We start from the raw sequence: 16,833 nt of genomic DNA on the forward strand, positions 1-16,833 counted from the left end.
TCGGCCTGATGGCCGTGCCCGTCGCGTTCTTCGCCGTCTTCTTCGCCTACCCCGTCACCGCGATCGTCGCGCGCGGTCTGAAGGCCGACGGGGTCTGGCAGCTCGGGCGGATCGGGGACGTACTGGCGCAGTCCGACGTCCGGCAGGTGCTGTGGTTCACCACCTGGCAGGCGCTGGTCTCCACCGCCCTCACCCTGGTGATCGCCCTGCCCGGCGCGTATGTCCTCGCCCGCTTCGACTTCCCCGGCAGACAACTGCTGCGGGCGGTGGTCACCGTCCCCTTCGTGCTGCCGACGGTCGTCGTCGGTACGGCGTTCATGGCGCTCGTCGGGCGCGGCGGCCTCCTCGACGAGTTGTGGGGCGTCCGGCTGGACACCACCGTGTGGGCGATCCTGCTCGCGCACGTGTTCTTCAACTACGCCGTCGTCGTGCGGACCGTGGGCGGACTCTGGGGGCAGCTCGACCCGCGCCAGGAGGAGGCCGCGCGGATGCTCGGCGCCTCGCGGTTCACGGCCTGGCGGACCGTCACCCTGCCCGCGCTCGCGCCCGCCGTGGCCGCCGCGGCGCTGATGGTCTTCCTGTTCACCTTCACCTCCTTCGGCGTGGTGCAGATCCTCGGCGGGCCCACCTTCGCCACCCTCGAAGTGGAGATCTACCGGCAGACCTCGGAGATCTTCGACCTGTCCACCGCCGCCGTCCTGACGATGATCCAGTTCGTCGCGGTGGGCGCGATCCTCGCCCTGCACGCCTGGACCGTACGGCGGCGGGAGACCGCGCTGCGCCTGGTGGACGCCTCCATGACCGCACGCCGGCCGCGCGGCGGTGGGCAGTGGGCGCTGCTCGCCGGGGTCGTCGCCACCGTCGCCGTCCTGCTGCTCCTGCCCCTCGCGGTGCTGGTGGAACGGTCCTTCGGCGACGCCGGGGCCGGCTACTACCGGGCGCTGACCCGGGACGACGGGGGAGTGTTCCTGGTCGCGCCGATCGAGGCGGTCGGCAACTCCCTGCAGTACGCGGCCCTGGCCACCGTCATCGCCGTGCTGATCGGCTCCCTGGCGTCCGTCGCGCTCACCCGGCGGGACGCGGGGCGGCTGGTGCGCGGCTTCGACGCCCTGCTGATGCTGCCGCTCGGGGTGTCCGCCGTGACCGTCGGCTTCGGGTTCCTGATCGCTCTCGACGAGCCGCCACTGGACCTGAGATCCTCCTGGATCCTGGTGCCGCTCGCACAGGCGCTGGTCGGCGTCCCGTTCGTCGTGCGGACCATGCTGCCCGTGCTGCGGGCCGTGGACGTACGGCTGCGGGAGGCGGCGGCGGTGCTCGGGGCGTCGCCGTGGCGGGCCTGGCGTGAGGTGGACCTGCCGATGGTGCGGCGGGCGATGCTCATCGCGGCCGGGTTCGCCTTCGCGGTGTCGCTGGGCGAGTTCGGCGCGACGGTGTTCATCGCGCGGCCGGACCACCCGACCCTGCCGGTGGCCGTGGCGCGGCTGCTCGGCCGGCCGGGGGACCTCAACTACGGCCAGGCGATGGCCCTGTCGACGATTCTGATGATCGTGTGCGCGGTGGCGCTGCTGGCGCTGGAGCGGCTGCGGACCGACCGATCCGGGGAGTTCTAGATGCTGTTGAGCCTCGAGGCCGCCACCGTCCGGTTCGGCGGACGGGCGGTGCTGGACGCCGTCGACCTGGGGGTCGCCGAGCACGAGATCGTGTGCGTGCTCGGACCCAGTGGCAGCGGCAAGTCCACGCTGCTGCGGGCGGTGGCCGGGCTGCAGCCCCTCGACGCGGGGCGGATCTCGCTCGCCGGGCGCGACCAGGCGGACGTGCCCGCGCACCGGCGCGGGGTCGGGCTGATGTTCCAGGACCACCAGCTGTTCCCGCAGCGGGACGTGGGCGGCAACGTGGCCTTCGGACTGCGGATGCGTGGCACGTCACGGACCGAACAGGACGGCCGTGTGGAGGAGTTGCTGAACCTCGTCGGACTCCCCGGGGCGGCCGGGCGGGCGGTGGCGGCGCTGTCCGGCGGCGAGCAGCAACGTGTCGCCCTGGCCCGCGCCCTGGCGCCCAGCCCGAGGCTGCTGATGCTCGACGAACCGCTCGGCCAGCTCGACCGGACGCTCAGAGAGCGGCTGGTCGTCGAACTGCGTGAGCTGTTCGGCCGGTTGGGCACCACCGTGCTCGCCGTGACGCACGACCAGGGTGAGGCGTTCGCGCTGGCCGACCGGGTCGTGGTGATGCGGGACGGACGAATCGCCCAGTCCGGTACGCCCCTTGAGGTGTGGCAGCGTCCGGCCGACGCGTTCGTGGCCCGCTTCCTGGGTTTCGAGAACGTGGTCGAGGCGACGGTCGGCGCGGACGTCGCGGTGACGCCGTGGGGCAAGGTCCCGGTGCCGGCGGCCACCCCGCAGGGCACGCGGACACTGCTCGTCCGGCCCGCCGGGGTCCGGCTGGTCCCGGCCGAGACGGGCCTGCGCTGCACGGTGACCGCGCGCACCTTCCGGGGCACCCATGTCGCGGTCCGCCTCCAGCCCGAGGCGGCGCCCCGGCTGGAGGCCGCCTGCGCGCTCCGAGCGGCACCGGAGGTCGGGGACGAGATCGGGGTGGAGTTCGACGCGGCCGAGGTCGTCGTACTGGACTGACCCGCGGCAGAAGCGCGACGGCCCGCCCCCGGCGGGGACGGACCGTCCGGCCGGCGTGAGGCGTCAGCTGTCGCTGCTCGTCCCGCGACGGCGCATGCCGAGGAAGACCGCACCGCCACCGACGGCGACCAGGGCCACCGCGATACCGGCGATCAGACCGGTGTTGGAGTCCGCGCCGGTCTCGGCGAGGTTCGAGTCACCGACGGCGGGCGACGGAGCGTTGTCCGAGGTGCCCGCCGGGGCGGGGCTCTCGGGCTCCGACTCCGACGGATTCGGCGTGCCGGGCTCCTCCGAGTCCTCGGCCGGGGTCGAGGCGGAGGCCGACGGCTCCGGAGCGGGGGTCTTCGGAGCCGAGGTCCCGGGAGCCGGGGTCTCCTCCTCTCCCTTGCAGGCCGTGGCCGGGGTGGTCAGGTTCGGCTTGATGTCCTCGTCCACGTAGGGCGCGGCCTTGACGTGGATGCGGTACTCGGCGCTGGGCTTCCAGTCCTCCTCGAAGGTGATGGTGACGCCCTTGCGGGAGCCCTTGACCACCTGCTCGCCGACCTTCTTCTCGTCGGCGCCGTTGTTCTCCAGGAACACGGTGACGGTGGCGGGGACGCCGGCCGGGTCCACGTCGGTGACGGTGATGACACCGTTGTCACCGACGCACTTGGCTTCGGCCGAGAAGTCGATGATGTCGCAGGCGGCCGCGCTGCCTGCGAGACCGACGGTGAGCGCGGCCGACGCGGAGACGGCACCGAGGGCGCGCACGGTACGTGCGACGGTACGGCGCGAGGCCGTACGGCGTGATACGGGCAGAAATGCCACGTTTGTCCTTTGCGGGATACGTAAGTGCGGGGAGTTGGCGGAGAGTTGACGGAGCATCAGCACTCCCGCGAGGCTCCCAGGTCTATAAGCGGCGCATAAGTGGTGTCAACGCATATGCCGACAGCAGGACATGGCTTTGCCTTTTCATTGCCCGCCCGGGCGTTTCAACGCCTCCGAAGCCGCCTCGACCCGCTCCGGAGGCGTCGGGAAGGAGGGCGGCACGAGCGGGGAGCGTCTCCCCCTCCCGCTCGTGCCGTGCCGCACGTGCCTCGCCTCAGCCCTCCACGACGGACGGGTCCATCCACACGATCTCCCAGGTGTGGCCGTCCGGGTCGTCGAAGGCGCGGCCGTACATGAAGCCCTGGTCCTGGGTCTCGCCGCTGACCGAGCCGCCCGCCGCGACGGCCTTCTCGACCAGTTCGTCGACCTTCTCGCGGCTCTCGGAGCTCAGGGCCAGCAGCACCTCACTGGTCTTCGCGGAGTCGGCGATCTCCTTCTTCGTGAACTCCGCGTAGCGCTGCCTGGTGTGCAGCATCGCCACGATGGTGTCGCTGATCACGACGGAGGCGGTGTTCTCGTCGCTGAACTGCGCGTTGATCGAGTAACCGAGCTCCGTGAAGAACCTCTTCGAGGCGTCGAGGTCGTCGACAGCCAGGTTCACGAAGATCATCTGCTGGTACATGTCGGGTCTCTCCTGGGAGTGCCGGGTTCCGCGGTGTTCGACGGGTAGACCGGGGGCCGCCCCGGAACTCATCGCCCGGCGGGAGAGGTCCCCTTCGCGTTCTCCCGCCCCTCAGACGGACAGGGGCAGCGCCGACAACCCGGCCGCGGTCACGGTCAGCGGCCCGAACAGGGCGAGGAGCGCGCCGGCCCTCAGAATCGCGGCCCGGCGTGGGGTCGAGGCGGGAGCGCCCAGACGCAGCAGCGCGGCCGTGGTACCGGCGTGCGCCTGCTTGGCCTCGACGGCGGCCGTCAGCAGGGTCGCCACGGTGCAGCCCGTCACCACCAGCACCCCGAGCAGGGTGAGCGGCCCTGCTGACAGGCCGTCGGCGTGGTAGTGCCGGCCCATGGCGTACGCGGCCGACAGCACGGCGCAGACCACACCCAGCGGACGGCCGATCCGGGTGGCCTCCGTCATGAGGATCCGACCGGCCAGCAGCCGCAGGACACCCGGGCGGACCGACTGCAGCAGACGGCCGCACAGATGGGTGAGACCGGGGCCGATCAAGGTGAGGCCGACGACGGTCAGCGCCAGTCCGGCCAGGGCCCCGGGCCGGTCCCCGGGGGAGACGGCGGCACCGCCACGGCTCGCGTAGGTCTCCACGGCCAGTCCTGCGGCCAGTCCCGCGGCCAGCGCGGCGATGCCCCAGGGCAGGCCGGGCGGTGCCGAGCGGGCGCCGGGCGGGACGGCGGTCGGCTCCCCGGCGGCCGGCGCGGGGCCGTCGCTCGCACCGTCCGGCCCGTGCACCGGCACCCGCGTCTCCTCCGGGGCGGCCTCCGGTTCCTGTCGCCGTCGGCCGTGGGGCGCCGCCGCCAGGTGCCTGCCGAAGCGTCCGTACGCCCCGAACGTCTCCCGCTCCGCGGTACTCCGGTACGCGCCGAAGCGTCCGTACGTCCGCCCCGCAGGGGACGCGCCCGTGGTCCGCCCCGCAGGGGACGCGCCCGGGGCCCGCTCCGCACGGGGCGCGTCCGTGGCCTGCTCGCGTGGACGCAGGGCCCAGGCCACCGCCGCCGACGCGTTCACCGGCAGCAGCGCCAGCAGCATCAGGGCCGCCGGGAGCGGCAGGGGCCTGCCCGTGGCCAGGAACTCGGTGGCGGCTCCGTCGACGGGCATCCTGGTGAGGTCGCCGCGCAGTTGGAGGAAGACGAGGAGGGCGACCACCGACCCCAGGGTGCAGGCCAGGGCCGTGGTCGTCGCGGAGACGGCCATCAGCCGGACGGGGCCGAGGCCGAGCGCCGAGAGCCCGGGCCGGGGTCCGGTCGCCGGGTCGGTCCGGGCCACCGCGACGGCGAGGTACACCGTGGCCGCCAGCGGGGCCGCGCACCAGGCCAGCCGGAGCAGTGAGGCGGACGGCGTGTCCGGGTGGCCGATCGCGTGGCCGAGAGTGCACAGGAGCAGAAAGCCCGTGCCCGCGGAGGCGACTGCGACCAGAAGGCGGCGCAGCTGGACGGCGAGACGGGCGCCTCGGGTCAGACGGAGAGCGAGCACGTGGCCCGGCCCTTCGTCTCGACGGTCCCGGAGACCGGAGGCAGGTGTACGGTGCGCACCCGGCGCCCGTCGAGCAGCGAGACGGTGCGGTCGGCGAGGGCCGCGACGTCCGTGTCGGAGGTCGCGAGGAGCACCGTGATGCCGTGCGAACGGGCCGCCGTGGTGAGCGCGCGCAGGACGTGCCGGCGGTCGGTGCGGTGCAGCGGCGCGGTCGGCTCGTCGGCGAACAGCACCGAGGGGGCCGGGGCGAGGGCACGGGCGATGCAGACCCGCTGGCGCTCCGCGTGCACCAGGTCCGCGGGGCGCTTGCGGGCCTGGTCGTCGATGTCGAGGCGCTTCAGCCACTCCATGGCCGTCGACTTGGCTTGGCGCCGGGCGGCGCCGCGCAGCATCAGGGGGAGGGCGGTGTTCTCCCAGACGTTCAGCTCGGGGACGAGTACCGGTGCAGGATCGATCCAGCCGAAGCGTTCCCGGCGCAGCCGCTCGCGGGCGGCGGGGGTCATCGTGTGCACGGGCACGCTGTTGAACCAGACCTCGCCGCTGCGCACGGGCACCAGTCCGGAGAGACACCGCAGCAGGGTCGTTTTTCCACTGCCGCGAGGGCCCCCGACGGCGAGGATCTCGCCTTCCCCGACACCGAGCGAGACCCCGCTCAGACCGGGAGAACCGTCCTTGTGCCGGAAGTTCAGGGCGCGTGCCCAGAGCACGTCGTTGTCCGGTGGGGCCACCATGGCGTACACCTCGGTTCGGATCAGAAATGCCGTGCGAGATCTGTGAAATCCCCCATGCGGGGGAACGAAGGCAAGGCCGATCGGTCACTGGGCACGCTAGGCAGGACGCGGCGGGAGGCCGGACAGCACGCGGCCCCGGACCGCCGTTTCTCACTCGAACGGGCGGCACCGGGGCCGTGATTGATCATTCCAGCCGAAGATCACAGCGACGGATCACCGTGGCGGATCACGGCGGCGGATCGCAGCGGTGGGTCACAGCTTCGTCCATGCCTCCGACAGCGTGGCGCGCAGGATCTGCTCGATCTCGTCGAAGGTCTCCTGGTCGGAGATCAGCGGCGGGGCGAGCTGGACGACCGGGTCGCCGCGGTCGTCGGCACGGCAGTACAGGCCGTTCTCGTACAGCTTCTTGGACAGGAAGCCGTACAGGACGCGCTCGGTCTCCTCGTCGTCGAAGGTCTCCTTGGTGTGCTTGTCCTTGACCAGTTCGATGCCGTAGAAGAAGCCGTTGCCGCGGACGTCGCCGACGATCGGCAGGTCGTACAGCTTCTCCAGCGTCGAGCGGAAGGCGCCCTCGTTGTCCAGGACGTGCTGGTTGAGGCCCTCGCGCGCGAACAGGTCGAGGTTGGCCACGGCCACCGCGGCCGAGACGGGGTGGCCGCCGAAGGTGTAGCCGTGCAGGAAGACGTTGTCGCCCCGGTAGAACGGCTCGGCGAGGCGGTCCGAGACGATGCACGCGCCGATGGGCGAGTAGCCCGAGGTCATGCCCTTGGCGCAGGTGATCATGTCCGGGACGTAGCCGAACTTGTCGCAGGCGAACGTCGTGCCCAGGCGGCCGAAGGCGCAGATGACCTCGTCGGAGACGAGGAGCACGTCGTACTGGTCGCAGATCTCCCGGACCCGCTGGAAGTATCCGGGCGGCGGCGGGAAGCAGCCGCCCGCGTTCTGCACCGGCTCCAGGAAGACCGCGGCGACCGTGTCCGGGCCCTCGAAGAGGATCTGCTGCTCGATCTGGTCGGCGGCCCAGCGGCCGAACGCCTCCGGGTCGTCGCCGTGGAGCGGAGCCCGGTAGATGTTGGTGTTCGGCACCTTGTGCGCGCCCGGCACCAGCGGCTCGAACGGGGCCTTGAGTGCCGGCAGGCCGGTGATCGACAGGGCCCCCTGCGGGGTGCCGTGGTAGGCCACCGCGCGGGAGATGACCTTGTACTTGGTCGGCTTGCCGGTCAGCTTGAAGTACTGCTTGGCGAGCTTCCAGGCGGTCTCCACCGCCTCACCGCCGCCCGTGGTGAAGAAGACCTTGTTCAGGTCGCCCGGGGCCTCGTCGGCGAGCCGCTCGGCCAGCTCCACGGCCTTGGGGTGGGCGTAGGACCAGACGGGGAAGAAGGACAGTTCCTGCGCCTGCTTGAAGGCGGTCTCGGCGAGTTCGACGCGGCCGTGTCCTGCCTGGACCACGAACAGGCCGGCGAGACCGTCGAGGTACCGCTTGCCCTTGTCGTCGTAGATGTGGGTGCCCTCGCCGCGGACGATGGTGGGGACGGGGGAGTTCTCGTACGAGGACATGCGGGTGAAGTGCATCCACAGGTGGTCGTACGCGGACCTGCTGAGGTCGCTGGGATCCTTGGGGCTGTCGGTGCTCACGATCATCGGGTTCCCCACATGTAGGTCTGCTTCTTGAGCTTGAGGTAGACGAAACTCTCGGTGGAGCGCACACCGGGCACGGCCCTGATGCGTCGGTTGATGACCTCCAGAAGGTGGTCGTCGTCCTCGCAGACGATCTCGACCATGAGGTCGAAGGAGCCCGCGGTCATCACCACGTACTCGCACTCGTCCATGGCGCTCAGCGCGTCGGCGACGGACTCCACGTCCCCCTCGACGTTGACACCGACCATCGCCTGCCGGCGGAAGCCCACGGTGAGCGGGTCCGTGACGGCGACGATCTGCATCACGCCGTGGTCGAGCAGTTTCTGGACGCGCTGGCGCACGGCCGCCTCCGACAGACCGACGGCCTTGCCGATCGCGGCGTACGGCCGTCGGCCGTCCTCCTGGAGCTGCTCGATGATGGCGAGGGAGACGGCGTCCAGGTGTGGGCCGCCGCCGTTCTTGGACTCGCGGGAGTCCCTCGGTTCTGCGCTTCGACTGGCCACATGGTCACTGTGCACGACGTCTCGGCCGTTTCGCAAGGCGCATTCGATGAAATCCGTTGTCTTAAGGGTTTCAGTTTGCGGATTTCGCAGGTGCGGAGCGGGTGGGGGTGTTGAAAACGTCAGCGGTCCGTCTAGGGTGGGTGTCTCAGAGGTTGGACACCTCGGACACCCACGAGGAGCACCAGGAGGGCCTGCAGTGAGTACCGAGCTGCGTCGTCTGCGCAACTACATCGGCGGTGAGTTCCGCGACGCCGCCGACGGACGGACCACCGAGGTGGTCAACCCCGTGACGGGTGAGGCGTACGCGACCGCGCCGCTGTCCGGGCAGGCGGATGTGGACGCCGCGATGGCGGCCGCCGCCGAGGCCTTCCCCGGCTGGCGCGACACCACGCCGGCCGAGCGGCAGAAGGCCCTGCTGAAGGTCGCGGACGCCTTCGAGGAGCGCGCCGAGGAACTGATCGCGGCCGAGGTGGAGAACACGGGCAAGCCCATCGGGCTGACCCGCACCGAGGAGATCCCGCCGATGGTCGACCAGATCCGCTTCTTCGCGGGCGCGGCGCGGATGCTCGAGGGCAGGGGCGCCGGCGAGTACATGGAGGGGCTGACCTCCTTCGTGCGCCGCGAACCGGTCGGCGTCTGCGCCCAGGTCGCCCCCTGGAACTACCCGATGATGATGGCCGTGTGGAAGTTCGCCCCGGCGATCGCGGCGGGCAACACGGTCGTTCTGAAGCCGTCCGACACCACGCCGGCCTCCACCGTCCTGCTCGCCGAGATCCTCGGCTCGGTCCTGCCCAAGGGCGTCTTCAACGTCATCTGCGGCGACCGCGACACCGGCCGCATGATGGTCGAGCACGAGACCCCGGCGATGGCGTCCATCACCGGTTCGGTGCGCGCCGGCATGCAGGTCGCCGAGGCCGCGTCCAAGGACCTCAAGCGCGTCCACCTGGAACTGGGCGGCAAGGCTCCGGTGGTGGTCTTCGAGGACACCGACATCGCCAAGGCCGTCGAGGACATCTCCGTCGCGGGCTTCTTCAACGCCGGCCAGGACTGCACGGCCGCCACCCGCGTCCTCGTCCACGAGTCGATCCACGACGAGTTCGTCTCCGCGCTCGCCAAGGCGGCGGCCGACACCAAGACCGGCATGCCCGACGACGAGGACGTTCTCTTCGGTCCGCTCAACAACCCCCACCAGCTCGAGCAGGTGGAGGGCTTCATCGAGCGGCTGCCCGCGCACGCGCGCGTGGAGGCCGGCGGCAAGCGCGTCGGGGAGCGGGGCTTCTTCTACGCGCCGACCGTCGTCTCGGGCCTGAAGCAGGACGACGAGATCATCCAGAAGGAGGTCTTCGGCCCGGTCATCACCGTCCAGACCTTCGCCGACGAGGACCAGGCCGTCGAGTACGCCAACGGCGTCGAGTACGCGCTGGCCTCCTCGGTGTGGACCAAGGACCACTCCCGCGCGATGCGCATGTCCAAGAAGCTCGACTTCGGCTGCGTGTGGATCAACACCCACATCCCGCTGGTCGCGGAGATGCCGCACGGCGGCTTCAAGAAGTCGGGCTACGGAAAGGACCTGTCGGGGTACGGCTTCGAGGACTACACGCGCATCAAGCACGTGATGACGTCGCTGGACGCGTAGCGCTCCGCTGGGGAGAGCCGGACGAACCACCTCCTGGGCGCCGTTCGGCTTCCGTCGGTCGGAGGCCGCGGGTTGTAGGTGGCTGGTCGCGCCCACGTGGCGGTAGCCGCACGTGTCACTGCCCCGCGCCCCTTCGGGTCGGGGGGCAGTGACACGGCTGGGCGTTCATGACCGTGGGTGGCCTGTCCCGCCGTCGCGCAGGGCGCACAGGAGGTCGACGCGGTTGGTCGTGATCGAGTCGGCGCCCATCGCCAGCAGGCGGCGCATGGAGCGGCGGGTGTCCGGGGTCCACACGGACAGCAGGTAGCCGTCGCGGTGGACGCGGTCGGCCAGGGCCCGGTCGACCAGGCTGAAGCGGTAGTTCAGCCAGCGCGGGCGGATCGCCTCCAGGAGGCCGGCGCGCGGTGGGGCCAGCGTCGTGCGGGTGAGGGCGATCTCGGCGGACGGGTCCACCGCGCGCACGGCGAGCATGGTGGCGGCGCCCGCGCAGTAGTACACGCGGTCCCGGGCCCCGTGCTCCCGTACGACGTCCATGATCCGGCGCACCGCCCGCGGGTGTGGGGCGCCCGGCAGGTCCAGCAGGGCCCTGCTGCCCTCGGTCGCCGACAGCGCGTCCGACAGGGTCGGCACGCCGCCGTCGGTCAGGCCGCGCACCTCCTCCCAGGACAGTGACCGCAGCGGGCGGTCGTGCTCCCAGATCCGCTTCAGCGTCTCGTCGTGCAGCAGCACCGGCACGCCGTCCCGGGTGAGGCGTACGTCGAACTCGACCGCGTCCGCGCCCCGGTGGAGCGCGGAACGCAGCGAGGCGAGCGTGTTCTCGCGGACGTGGTAGGGGTCGCCGCGGTGGGCCACGGCGGTCACGTTGTGCATGGCGGCCCTTCGCAAGGTCGGTTCGTCACGGGGTGGCCGGTTCGCCGGGGCGGTCAGCGGGCGAGCCAGGACGTGGTGTAGGAGTCGATCTCGGCGGCCAGCCTCGCCTTGGCGGGTCGGTCCAGGAAGGACGCCTCCACCGCGTTCTTCGCCAGTTCGGCCAGGCCCCGTTCGTCGAGGTCCAGCAGCCGCGCGGCGATCAGGTACTCGTGGTTGAGGTCGGTGCCGAACATCGGCGGGTCGTCGGAGTTGACGGTCACCAGGACACCGGCCCGGACGAACTCCTTGACGGGGTGTTCGTCGAGGGTGCGGACCGCGCGGGTGGCGATGTTGGAGGTGGGGCACACCTCCAACGCGATGCGCCGCTCGGCGAGATGCGCGAGCAGTTCGGGGTCCCGGGCGGCGCTGGTGCCGTGCCCGATCCGCTCGGCGCGCAGATCGCGCAGGGCGTCCCACACCGTTTCCGGGCCGGTGGTCTCACCGGCGTGCGGCACCGAGTGCAGGCCCGCGGCGATGGCACGGTCGAAGTACGGCTTGAACTGCGGCCGGGGCACCCCGATCTCGGGCCCGCCCAGGCCGAAGGAGACCAGGCCCTCCGGGCGCAGCCGGTCGTCGGTGGCGAGCCGCGTCGTCTCCTCGGCGGACTCCAGACCCGCCTCGCCGGGGATGTCGAAGCACCAGCGCAGCACCGTCCCGAACTCGGCCTCGGCCGCCTTGCGGGCGTCCTCGATCGCGTCCATGAAGGCACGCGCGTCGATCCCGCGGCGGGTCGACGAGAACGGGGTGATGGTCAGCTCGGCGTACCGCACCTGCTGCCGGGCCAGTTCACGTCCCACCTCGTAGGTGAGGAGCCGGACGTCCTCGGGCGTGCGGATCAGGTCGACGACGGACAGGTACACGTCGATGAAGTGGGCGAAGTCCGTGAAGGTGAAGTAGTCGGCGAGCGCCTCGGGGTCGGTGGGGACCCTGGAGTCGGGGTGGCGGGCGGCCAGCTCCGAGACGATGCGGGGGGAGGCGGACCCGACGTGGTGCACGTGCAGTTCGGCCTTGGGCAGTCCGGCGATGAAGGCACGCGGGGCATGGCCCGGTGTTGCGGTGGCCGTGACGAGGTGGTCGGTCATTGTTCCTCCCCCAAGCGGCGTCCTCGGCCGGTGTGCGGCGGGACGCGGGTGATCGGCTGATCGGTGGATCGGGGATCATCGTAGGACGGGTGCGCCCGGCGGGGCGCGGGGGTCGTAACATGGCGGGACGTTCGACGGAGGGGGTCCAGCGCATGTCCGACGACGCGCAGGTGCCGGAGGCGCGGGGGAGCACGACGGGCGGCACACCGCCCCGCAGCCCGCATGACCATGACGACGTGTGGGCGGCGCCGGCCGACAGCGGGGCCGCTCGGGCGCAGCCGCCCCAGGCCCCGCCGCGGGACGTGGCGCCCCCGGTGACGCAGATCGATCTGGGCGGGCAGGTCGCACCCGGACCGCCGGACTCCACCGGAGCCGTCGACCCGTGGGCGCTCCCGGAGTTCGACCCGCCGGCCTCCGGCGCGGGTACGACCGGTGCGTCGGCCCCCGGCGCGTCCTCCGTGCACGAGCAGCAGACGATGACGTCCTTCCCCGCGATGGACGACCCCGCCCCGCCGCCCGCCCAGCCCTGGGTCGGCCCCGCCACCCCGCAGGCACCGATACCGCCCGTCGGCCCCGGCGCGGCAGCCCCCAACCCCTTCGCGCCCCCGGTCGCCGACCCGCTCCCGCCGCCGCCCGTCGCCCCCGACGGCCCCGGCCGGGTTCCGTACGGCTACCCGGGCGGCCCGCAGAGCGGTTACGGCTATCCGGCCCCGCAGCCGCCCGGTTACGGCGGCGCGCCCGCCCCGGGCTACCACGGCTGGACCGGCATGACGCCCATGCCGAGCAACGGCATGGGTGTCACCGGACTCGTGCTCGGCATCATCTCGGCCGTGATCTTCTGCCTCTGGCCGCTGGCCATCGTGCTCGGCGTCATGGCCGTGATCTTCAGCGCGCTGGGCCGGGGCAAGGCGGCCCGCGGCGAGGCCACGAACCCGGGATACGCCCTGGCCGGCCTCATCTGCGGCGCGGTCGGCATCGTCCTGGGCGTCGGCTTCGGCGCGCTCGTCCTGTTCACGTCCTCCTCCTGACCCCGGACACCACTTCAGAGCCCCGGCCCGCCCTGGTTCTTCCGGAGGCGGGCGCGGGCCCGCATCAGGGCGAAGCCCAGGAGGTTCGGGCCGCGCCACTGGCCGGGGTCCGCCGCCCTCTCGTCGGTGGCCGCGAGTCCGATGCCCCACACCCGGTCCACCGGGCTCGCCTCGACCAGCACACGGTCGCCCGTGTTCAACAGGAAGGCGCGCAGGTCGGGGTGGGCCGTGAACTTGTGCACGCTGCCCTCGACGACGACGCGGAACCGCTCCCGCCGCCATGTCTCCTCGTCGAAGCCCCGCACCAGCCGTCCCGCCTCCTTCGCCTGAGAGGGATGGTCCGCGGCCAGCACCCGCCGCTCCCCCTCCGGGTCCGCGAACAGCCGGGCCTTGGCCGCCATCATCCAGTGCTCGGCGGTCGCGTAGGTCACGCCGTCCACCGTGAACGGCGACGGCCACCACTGGCTCAGACAGCTCGCCCCGATCCGGCCGTCGGGCAGCGGCCGGTGCCCCCAGAAGTACAGGTACTTGACCCGCCGGCCGGCCCGCAGCGCCTCGACCAGAGTCTCCCTGGAACCGACGGTCCCCACCGTTTCGCTCATCGCCACCCCCGTGAACCCTTCCCTGCCCGCGCGAGTCTGGCACGCACCACCGACACCCCGTCCCGCCTTTTCCGCCGCCCCTCGACGCCCGGTCGACAGATTCCGTCGCGTAACCAAAAGGCAACAACGGAATCACTTGTTGGAGTCCCGTTGCTCTGTCAGGATCGGCACTCAAATCGAGCTGGAGCCACGCCGCCCCCTCGGGGAGACGGAGGAGAGCGACATGCACAACCCGGGCAACGCCACCCCGGAACGATTCCCGGCCCAGGACCGGTTCGCGGACGAGGCGCAGTTCATCGCGGGACGTCCGGCGAAGGGCACCTCGGGCCGTACGCACACGGTCGTCGACCCCGCCACCGGGCAGGAGGTCCACACCTACGCGCTCGCCGGCACCGACGACGTGGACGCGGCCGTCGCCGCGGCACGCGAGGCGTTCCCGGCGTGGGCCGGTGCCACCCCCGGTGAGCGCTCCGACGCCCTGCACCGGTTCGCGGCCGTCGTCGCCGAGCGCGCCGAGGACTTCGCCCGCGCCGAGTCCCTGCAGTGCGGCAAGCCACTCAAGCTGAGCCGTGAGTTCGACGTCCCGGGGACGATCGACAACATCGCCTTCTTCGCCGGCGCCGCCCGCCAGCTGCAGGGCCAGTCCGCCGGCGAGTACTCCGGTGACCACACCTCCTACGTCCGCCGCGAGCCCATCGGCGTCGTCGGCTCGATCGCACCCTGGAACTACCCCCTCCAGATGGCCGCGTGGAAGATCCTCCCGGCGATCGCGGCGGGCAACACCGTCGTCCTCAAGCCCGCCGAGCTCACCCCGCTGACCTCCCTCCTGTTCGCGCGGGCCGCCACCGACGCGGGCATCCCGGACGGCGTGATCAACATCGTCACCGGCACCGGCAAGGAGGCGGGTGAACACCTCGTCGGCCATCCCGACGTCGCCATGACCTCCTTCACCGGCTCGACCGCCGTGGGCAAGCGGGTCGCCGAGATCGCCACCGCCACCGTCAAGCGCATCCACCTGGAACTCGGCGGCAAGGCCCCCTTCGTCGTCTTCGACGACGCCGACCTCGACGCCGCCGTCAACGGAGCGGTCGCGGGCGCGCTCATCAACACCGGCCAGGACTGCACGGCCGCCACCCGCGCGTACGTGCAGCGGCCCCTCTACGAGGCGTTCGTCGAGCGCACGGCGGCCCTGATGGAGACCGTGCGGCTCGGCGACCCCTTCGCTCCGGGCACCGACCTCGGCCCGCTGATCTCGCACGCCCAGCGCGACCGCGTGGCCGGATTCGTCGACCGGGCACGTGCCTGTGCGCGGGTGGTGACCGGCGGCGAGGCTCCGGAGGGGGACCTGAAGCACGGCGCGTACTACCGCCCCACCCTCATCGCCGACGCGCCGCAGGACAGCGAGGTCGTGCAGTCCGAGATCTTCGGACCGGTGCTCGTCGTCCTGCCCTTCGACACCGACGACGAGGGCATCGCCCTGGCCAACGACACGCCGTACGGGCTCGCCGCCTCCGCGTGGAGCCGCGACGTGTACCGGACGGGCCGTGCCACCCGCGAGATCAAGGCGGGCTGCGTGTGGATCAACGACCACATCCCGATCATCAGCGAGATGCCGCACGGCGGCTCCAAGGCGTCCGGCTTCGGCAAGGACATGTCCGCGTACTCGTTCGAGGAGTACACCCAGATCAAGCACGTCATGTTCGACAACACGGCGGTGGTCCGCAAGGACTGGCACCGCACGATCTTCGGGGACCGACCGCAGCCAGGCCGCCCGACCCACGGCCACTGACCCGAAAGGGCACCACGCGCATGGAGCAGTACGAGCCCGACCGCCTCTCCCCGGCCCAGACGGCCGCCATGCGGCGCAGCTTCCGCAACGGCAGGGCAGCCCTGACCCGTCGTTCCCTGCTGCGCGCCTCCACCGGGGGCGCGCTCGCGGTCGGCGGTCTCGGAGCGCTGAGCGGGTGCGGCATCCCCCCGGCCGGCAACACCCAGGGCGGCGTCTCCGCGCAGGACCACTCGGAGAAGGAGAGGACCGTCGCCTTCTCCAACTGGACCGAGTACATGGACGTCGACGACAGCGGGCGCAGGCACCCCACGCTGGACGCGTTCACCCGGCGCACCGGCATCAAGGTCACGTACACCGAGGACATCAACGACAACACCGAGTTCTTCGGCAAGATCAAGCCGCAGATGGCCGCCGGCCAGGACACCGGCCGCGACATCATCGTCCTCACCGACTGGCTGGCCGCCCGCCTGATCCGCCTCGGCTGGGTGCAGAAGCTGGATCCGGCCCGTCTCCCGAACGCCTTCACCAACCTGTCCGCCCAGTTCCGCAACCCCGACTGGGATCCGGGCCGCGCCTACTCCTATCCCTGGCAGGGCATTTCGACCGTCATCGCCTACAACAAGAAGGCACTCGACGGCATCGAGGTGAAGGCCCTCTCCGACCTGCTCGACAACCCGAAGCTCAAGGGGCGGGTCGGTCTGCTCACCGAGATGCGCGACACCATGGGCATGACCCTGCTCGACATGGACAAGGACCCGGCGAAGTTCACCGCCGACGACTACGACGCGGCCGTCGCCCGCATCCAGAAGGCCGTCGACAAGAGCCAGATACGCCGCTTCACCGGCAACGACTACACCTCCGACCTCACCAAGGGCGACCTCGCCGCCTGCCTGGCCTGGGCCGGGGACATCGTCCAGCTCAGGGCGGACAACCCGGACATCGAGTTCCTGATCCCCGACAGCGGCTACATGACGTCCAGCGACAACATGCTGATTCCCCACAAGGCCCGGCACAAGGCCAACGCCGAGCGGCTCATCGACTACTACTTCGAGCCGAAGCCGGCCGCCGAGCTCGCCGCCTACATCAACTTCGTCTGTCCGGTCGACGGGGTGAAGGACGAGCTCGCGAAGATCGACGAGGACGCGGCGAACAACCCGCTGATCCTCCCCGACCAGGCCATGCAGGCCAAATCCCGTGCCTTCCGTTCGCTGAACTCCAAGGAAGAGACGGCATTCGAAGCCAGCTTCGCGAAGCTCACGGGGGCATGAC

14 protein-coding genes and 1 pseudogene are annotated in these 16,833 nt (G+C 71.5%); 6 read left to right on the top strand and 9 right to left on the bottom strand.

Going from position 1 to position 16,833, the window contains the following annotated elements; all coding sequences use genetic code 11:
- The first annotated feature begins 8 nt into the window (after positions 1-8).
- Both JL475_RS06505 and JL475_RS06510 read left to right on the top strand, forming a co-directional pair.
- Positions 9-1,610: an iron ABC transporter permease gene (locus JL475_RS06505; RefSeq protein ID WP_237406373.1), complete on the top strand. Its 1,602-nt coding sequence runs from the start codon at positions 9-11 to the stop codon at positions 1,608-1,610.
- Positions 1,611-2,630 (top strand): ABC transporter ATP-binding protein, encoded by a 1,020-nt coding sequence (locus tag JL475_RS06510; RefSeq protein WP_202276309.1) that lies wholly within the window; start codon positions 1,611-1,613, stop codon positions 2,628-2,630.
- 63 nt (positions 2,631-2,693) lie between these two features.
- Here JL475_RS06510 and JL475_RS06515 read toward each other — a convergent pair whose 3' ends face one another.
- From JL475_RS06515 to JL475_RS06540, 6 genes are all read right to left on the bottom strand, one after another.
- A complete protein-coding gene (locus tag JL475_RS06515; RefSeq protein ID WP_307824984.1) occupies positions 2,694-3,380 on the bottom strand; it encodes an LAETG motif-containing sortase-dependent surface protein in 687 nt (228 codons plus the stop codon).
- Between the two features lie 331 nt (positions 3,381-3,711).
- Complete coding sequence (locus tag JL475_RS06520) at positions 3,712-4,119, bottom strand: VOC family protein (protein WP_202276313.1); 408 nt, start codon at positions 4,117-4,119, stop codon at positions 3,712-3,714.
- A 111-nt stretch (positions 4,120-4,230) separates the two neighbouring features.
- Entirely contained in the window at positions 4,231-5,646 is a 1,416-nt protein-coding gene (locus JL475_RS06525) for a hypothetical protein (RefSeq protein WP_202276315.1), read from the bottom strand.
- Positions 5,628-6,377 (bottom strand): ABC transporter ATP-binding protein, encoded by a 750-nt coding sequence (locus JL475_RS06530; RefSeq protein WP_202276317.1) that lies wholly within the window; start codon positions 6,375-6,377, stop codon positions 5,628-5,630. Before JL475_RS06530 ends, JL475_RS06525 begins: the two co-directional genes overlap by 19 nt.
- Before the next feature lie 252 nt (positions 6,378-6,629).
- Positions 6,630-8,018: an aspartate aminotransferase family protein gene (locus JL475_RS06535; RefSeq protein WP_202276319.1), complete on the bottom strand. Its 1,389-nt coding sequence runs from the start codon at positions 8,016-8,018 to the stop codon at positions 6,630-6,632.
- Positions 8,015-8,533, bottom strand: a complete 519-nt coding sequence (locus JL475_RS06540) for an Lrp/AsnC family transcriptional regulator (protein ID WP_181383412.1) — start codon at positions 8,531-8,533, stop codon at positions 8,015-8,017. The genes JL475_RS06535 and JL475_RS06540 overlap by 4 nt, the downstream gene beginning before the upstream one ends.
- Before the next feature lie 181 nt (positions 8,534-8,714).
- On the opposite strand from JL475_RS06540, the gene JL475_RS06545 reads away from it, so the two are divergent.
- Entirely contained in the window at positions 8,715-10,154 is a 1,440-nt protein-coding gene (locus tag JL475_RS06545) for a gamma-aminobutyraldehyde dehydrogenase (protein ID WP_202276321.1), read from the top strand.
- 165 nt (positions 10,155-10,319) lie between these two features.
- On the opposite strand, the gene JL475_RS06550 is transcribed toward JL475_RS06545, so the two are convergent.
- Both JL475_RS06550 and JL475_RS06555 read right to left on the bottom strand, forming a co-directional pair.
- Positions 10,320-11,024: a glycerophosphodiester phosphodiesterase gene (locus tag JL475_RS06550; protein ID WP_202276323.1), complete on the bottom strand. Its 705-nt coding sequence runs from the start codon at positions 11,022-11,024 to the stop codon at positions 10,320-10,322.
- Between the two features lie 53 nt (positions 11,025-11,077).
- Positions 11,078-12,294: pseudogene (locus JL475_RS06555) on the bottom strand (adenosine deaminase).
- A gap of 3 nt (positions 12,295-12,297) precedes the next feature.
- Here JL475_RS06555 and JL475_RS39810 point away from each other — a divergent pair.
- On the top strand, positions 12,298-13,173 hold the full coding sequence (locus JL475_RS39810; RefSeq protein ID WP_237406380.1) for a DUF4190 domain-containing protein: 876 nt from the start codon (positions 12,298-12,300) through the stop codon (positions 13,171-13,173).
- Positions 13,174-13,187: 14 nt separating this feature from the next.
- Here the strand turns inward: JL475_RS39810 and JL475_RS06565 are convergent, their stop codons facing one another.
- Positions 13,188-13,775 (bottom strand): NADAR family protein, encoded by a 588-nt coding sequence (locus tag JL475_RS06565; RefSeq protein WP_202276327.1) that lies wholly within the window; start codon positions 13,773-13,775, stop codon positions 13,188-13,190.
- Between the two features lie 223 nt (positions 13,776-13,998).
- Between JL475_RS06565 and JL475_RS06570 the strand changes: the two genes are divergently transcribed.
- Positions 13,999-15,564 carry a gamma-aminobutyraldehyde dehydrogenase gene (locus tag JL475_RS06570; RefSeq protein ID WP_202276329.1) on the top strand — a complete coding sequence of 522 codons (1,566 nt, stop codon included), beginning with the start codon at positions 13,999-14,001 and terminating at the stop codon, positions 15,562-15,564.
- Between the two features lie 20 nt (positions 15,565-15,584).
- Positions 15,585-16,832: a spermidine/putrescine ABC transporter substrate-binding protein gene (locus tag JL475_RS06575; protein ID WP_202276331.1), complete on the top strand. Its 1,248-nt coding sequence runs from the start codon at positions 15,585-15,587 to the stop codon at positions 16,830-16,832.
- The last annotated feature ends 1 nt before the right edge of the window (position 16,833 follow it).

Source organism: Streptomyces sp. M2CJ-2, assembly GCF_016757295.1.
In the GTDB taxonomy this organism is placed as follows: domain Bacteria; phylum Actinomycetota; class Actinomycetes; order Streptomycetales; family Streptomycetaceae; genus Streptomyces.

Excerpts from the sequence above, each read along its gene's own strand:
- JL475_RS06505 (WP_237406373.1), top strand. The coding sequence starts at position 9 with ATGGCCGTGCCCGTCGCGTTCTTCGCCGTCTTCTTCGCCTACCCCGTC.
- JL475_RS06510 (WP_202276309.1), top strand. The coding sequence starts at position 1,611 with ATGCTGTTGAGCCTCGAGGCCGCCACCGTCCGGTTCGGCGGACGGGCG.
- JL475_RS06520 (WP_202276313.1), bottom strand. The coding sequence starts at position 4,119 with ATGTACCAGCAGATGATCTTCGTGAACCTGGCTGTCGACGACCTCGAC.
- JL475_RS06530 (WP_202276317.1), bottom strand. The coding sequence starts at position 6,377 with ATGGTGGCCCCACCGGACAACGACGTGCTCTGGGCACGCGCCCTGAAC.
- JL475_RS06535 (WP_202276319.1), bottom strand. The coding sequence starts at position 8,018 with ATGATCGTGAGCACCGACAGCCCCAAGGATCCCAGCGACCTCAGCAGG.
- JL475_RS06550 (WP_202276323.1), bottom strand. The coding sequence starts at position 11,024 with ATGCACAACGTGACCGCCGTGGCCCACCGCGGCGACCCCTACCACGTC.
- JL475_RS39810 (WP_237406380.1), top strand. The coding sequence starts at position 12,298 with ATGTCCGACGACGCGCAGGTGCCGGAGGCGCGGGGGAGCACGACGGGC.
- JL475_RS06565 (WP_202276327.1), bottom strand. The coding sequence starts at position 13,775 with ATGAGCGAAACGGTGGGGACCGTCGGTTCCAGGGAGACTCTGGTCGAG.
- JL475_RS06570 (WP_202276329.1), top strand. The coding sequence starts at position 13,999 with ATGCACAACCCGGGCAACGCCACCCCGGAACGATTCCCGGCCCAGGAC.
- JL475_RS06575 (WP_202276331.1), top strand. The coding sequence starts at position 15,585 with ATGGAGCAGTACGAGCCCGACCGCCTCTCCCCGGCCCAGACGGCCGCC.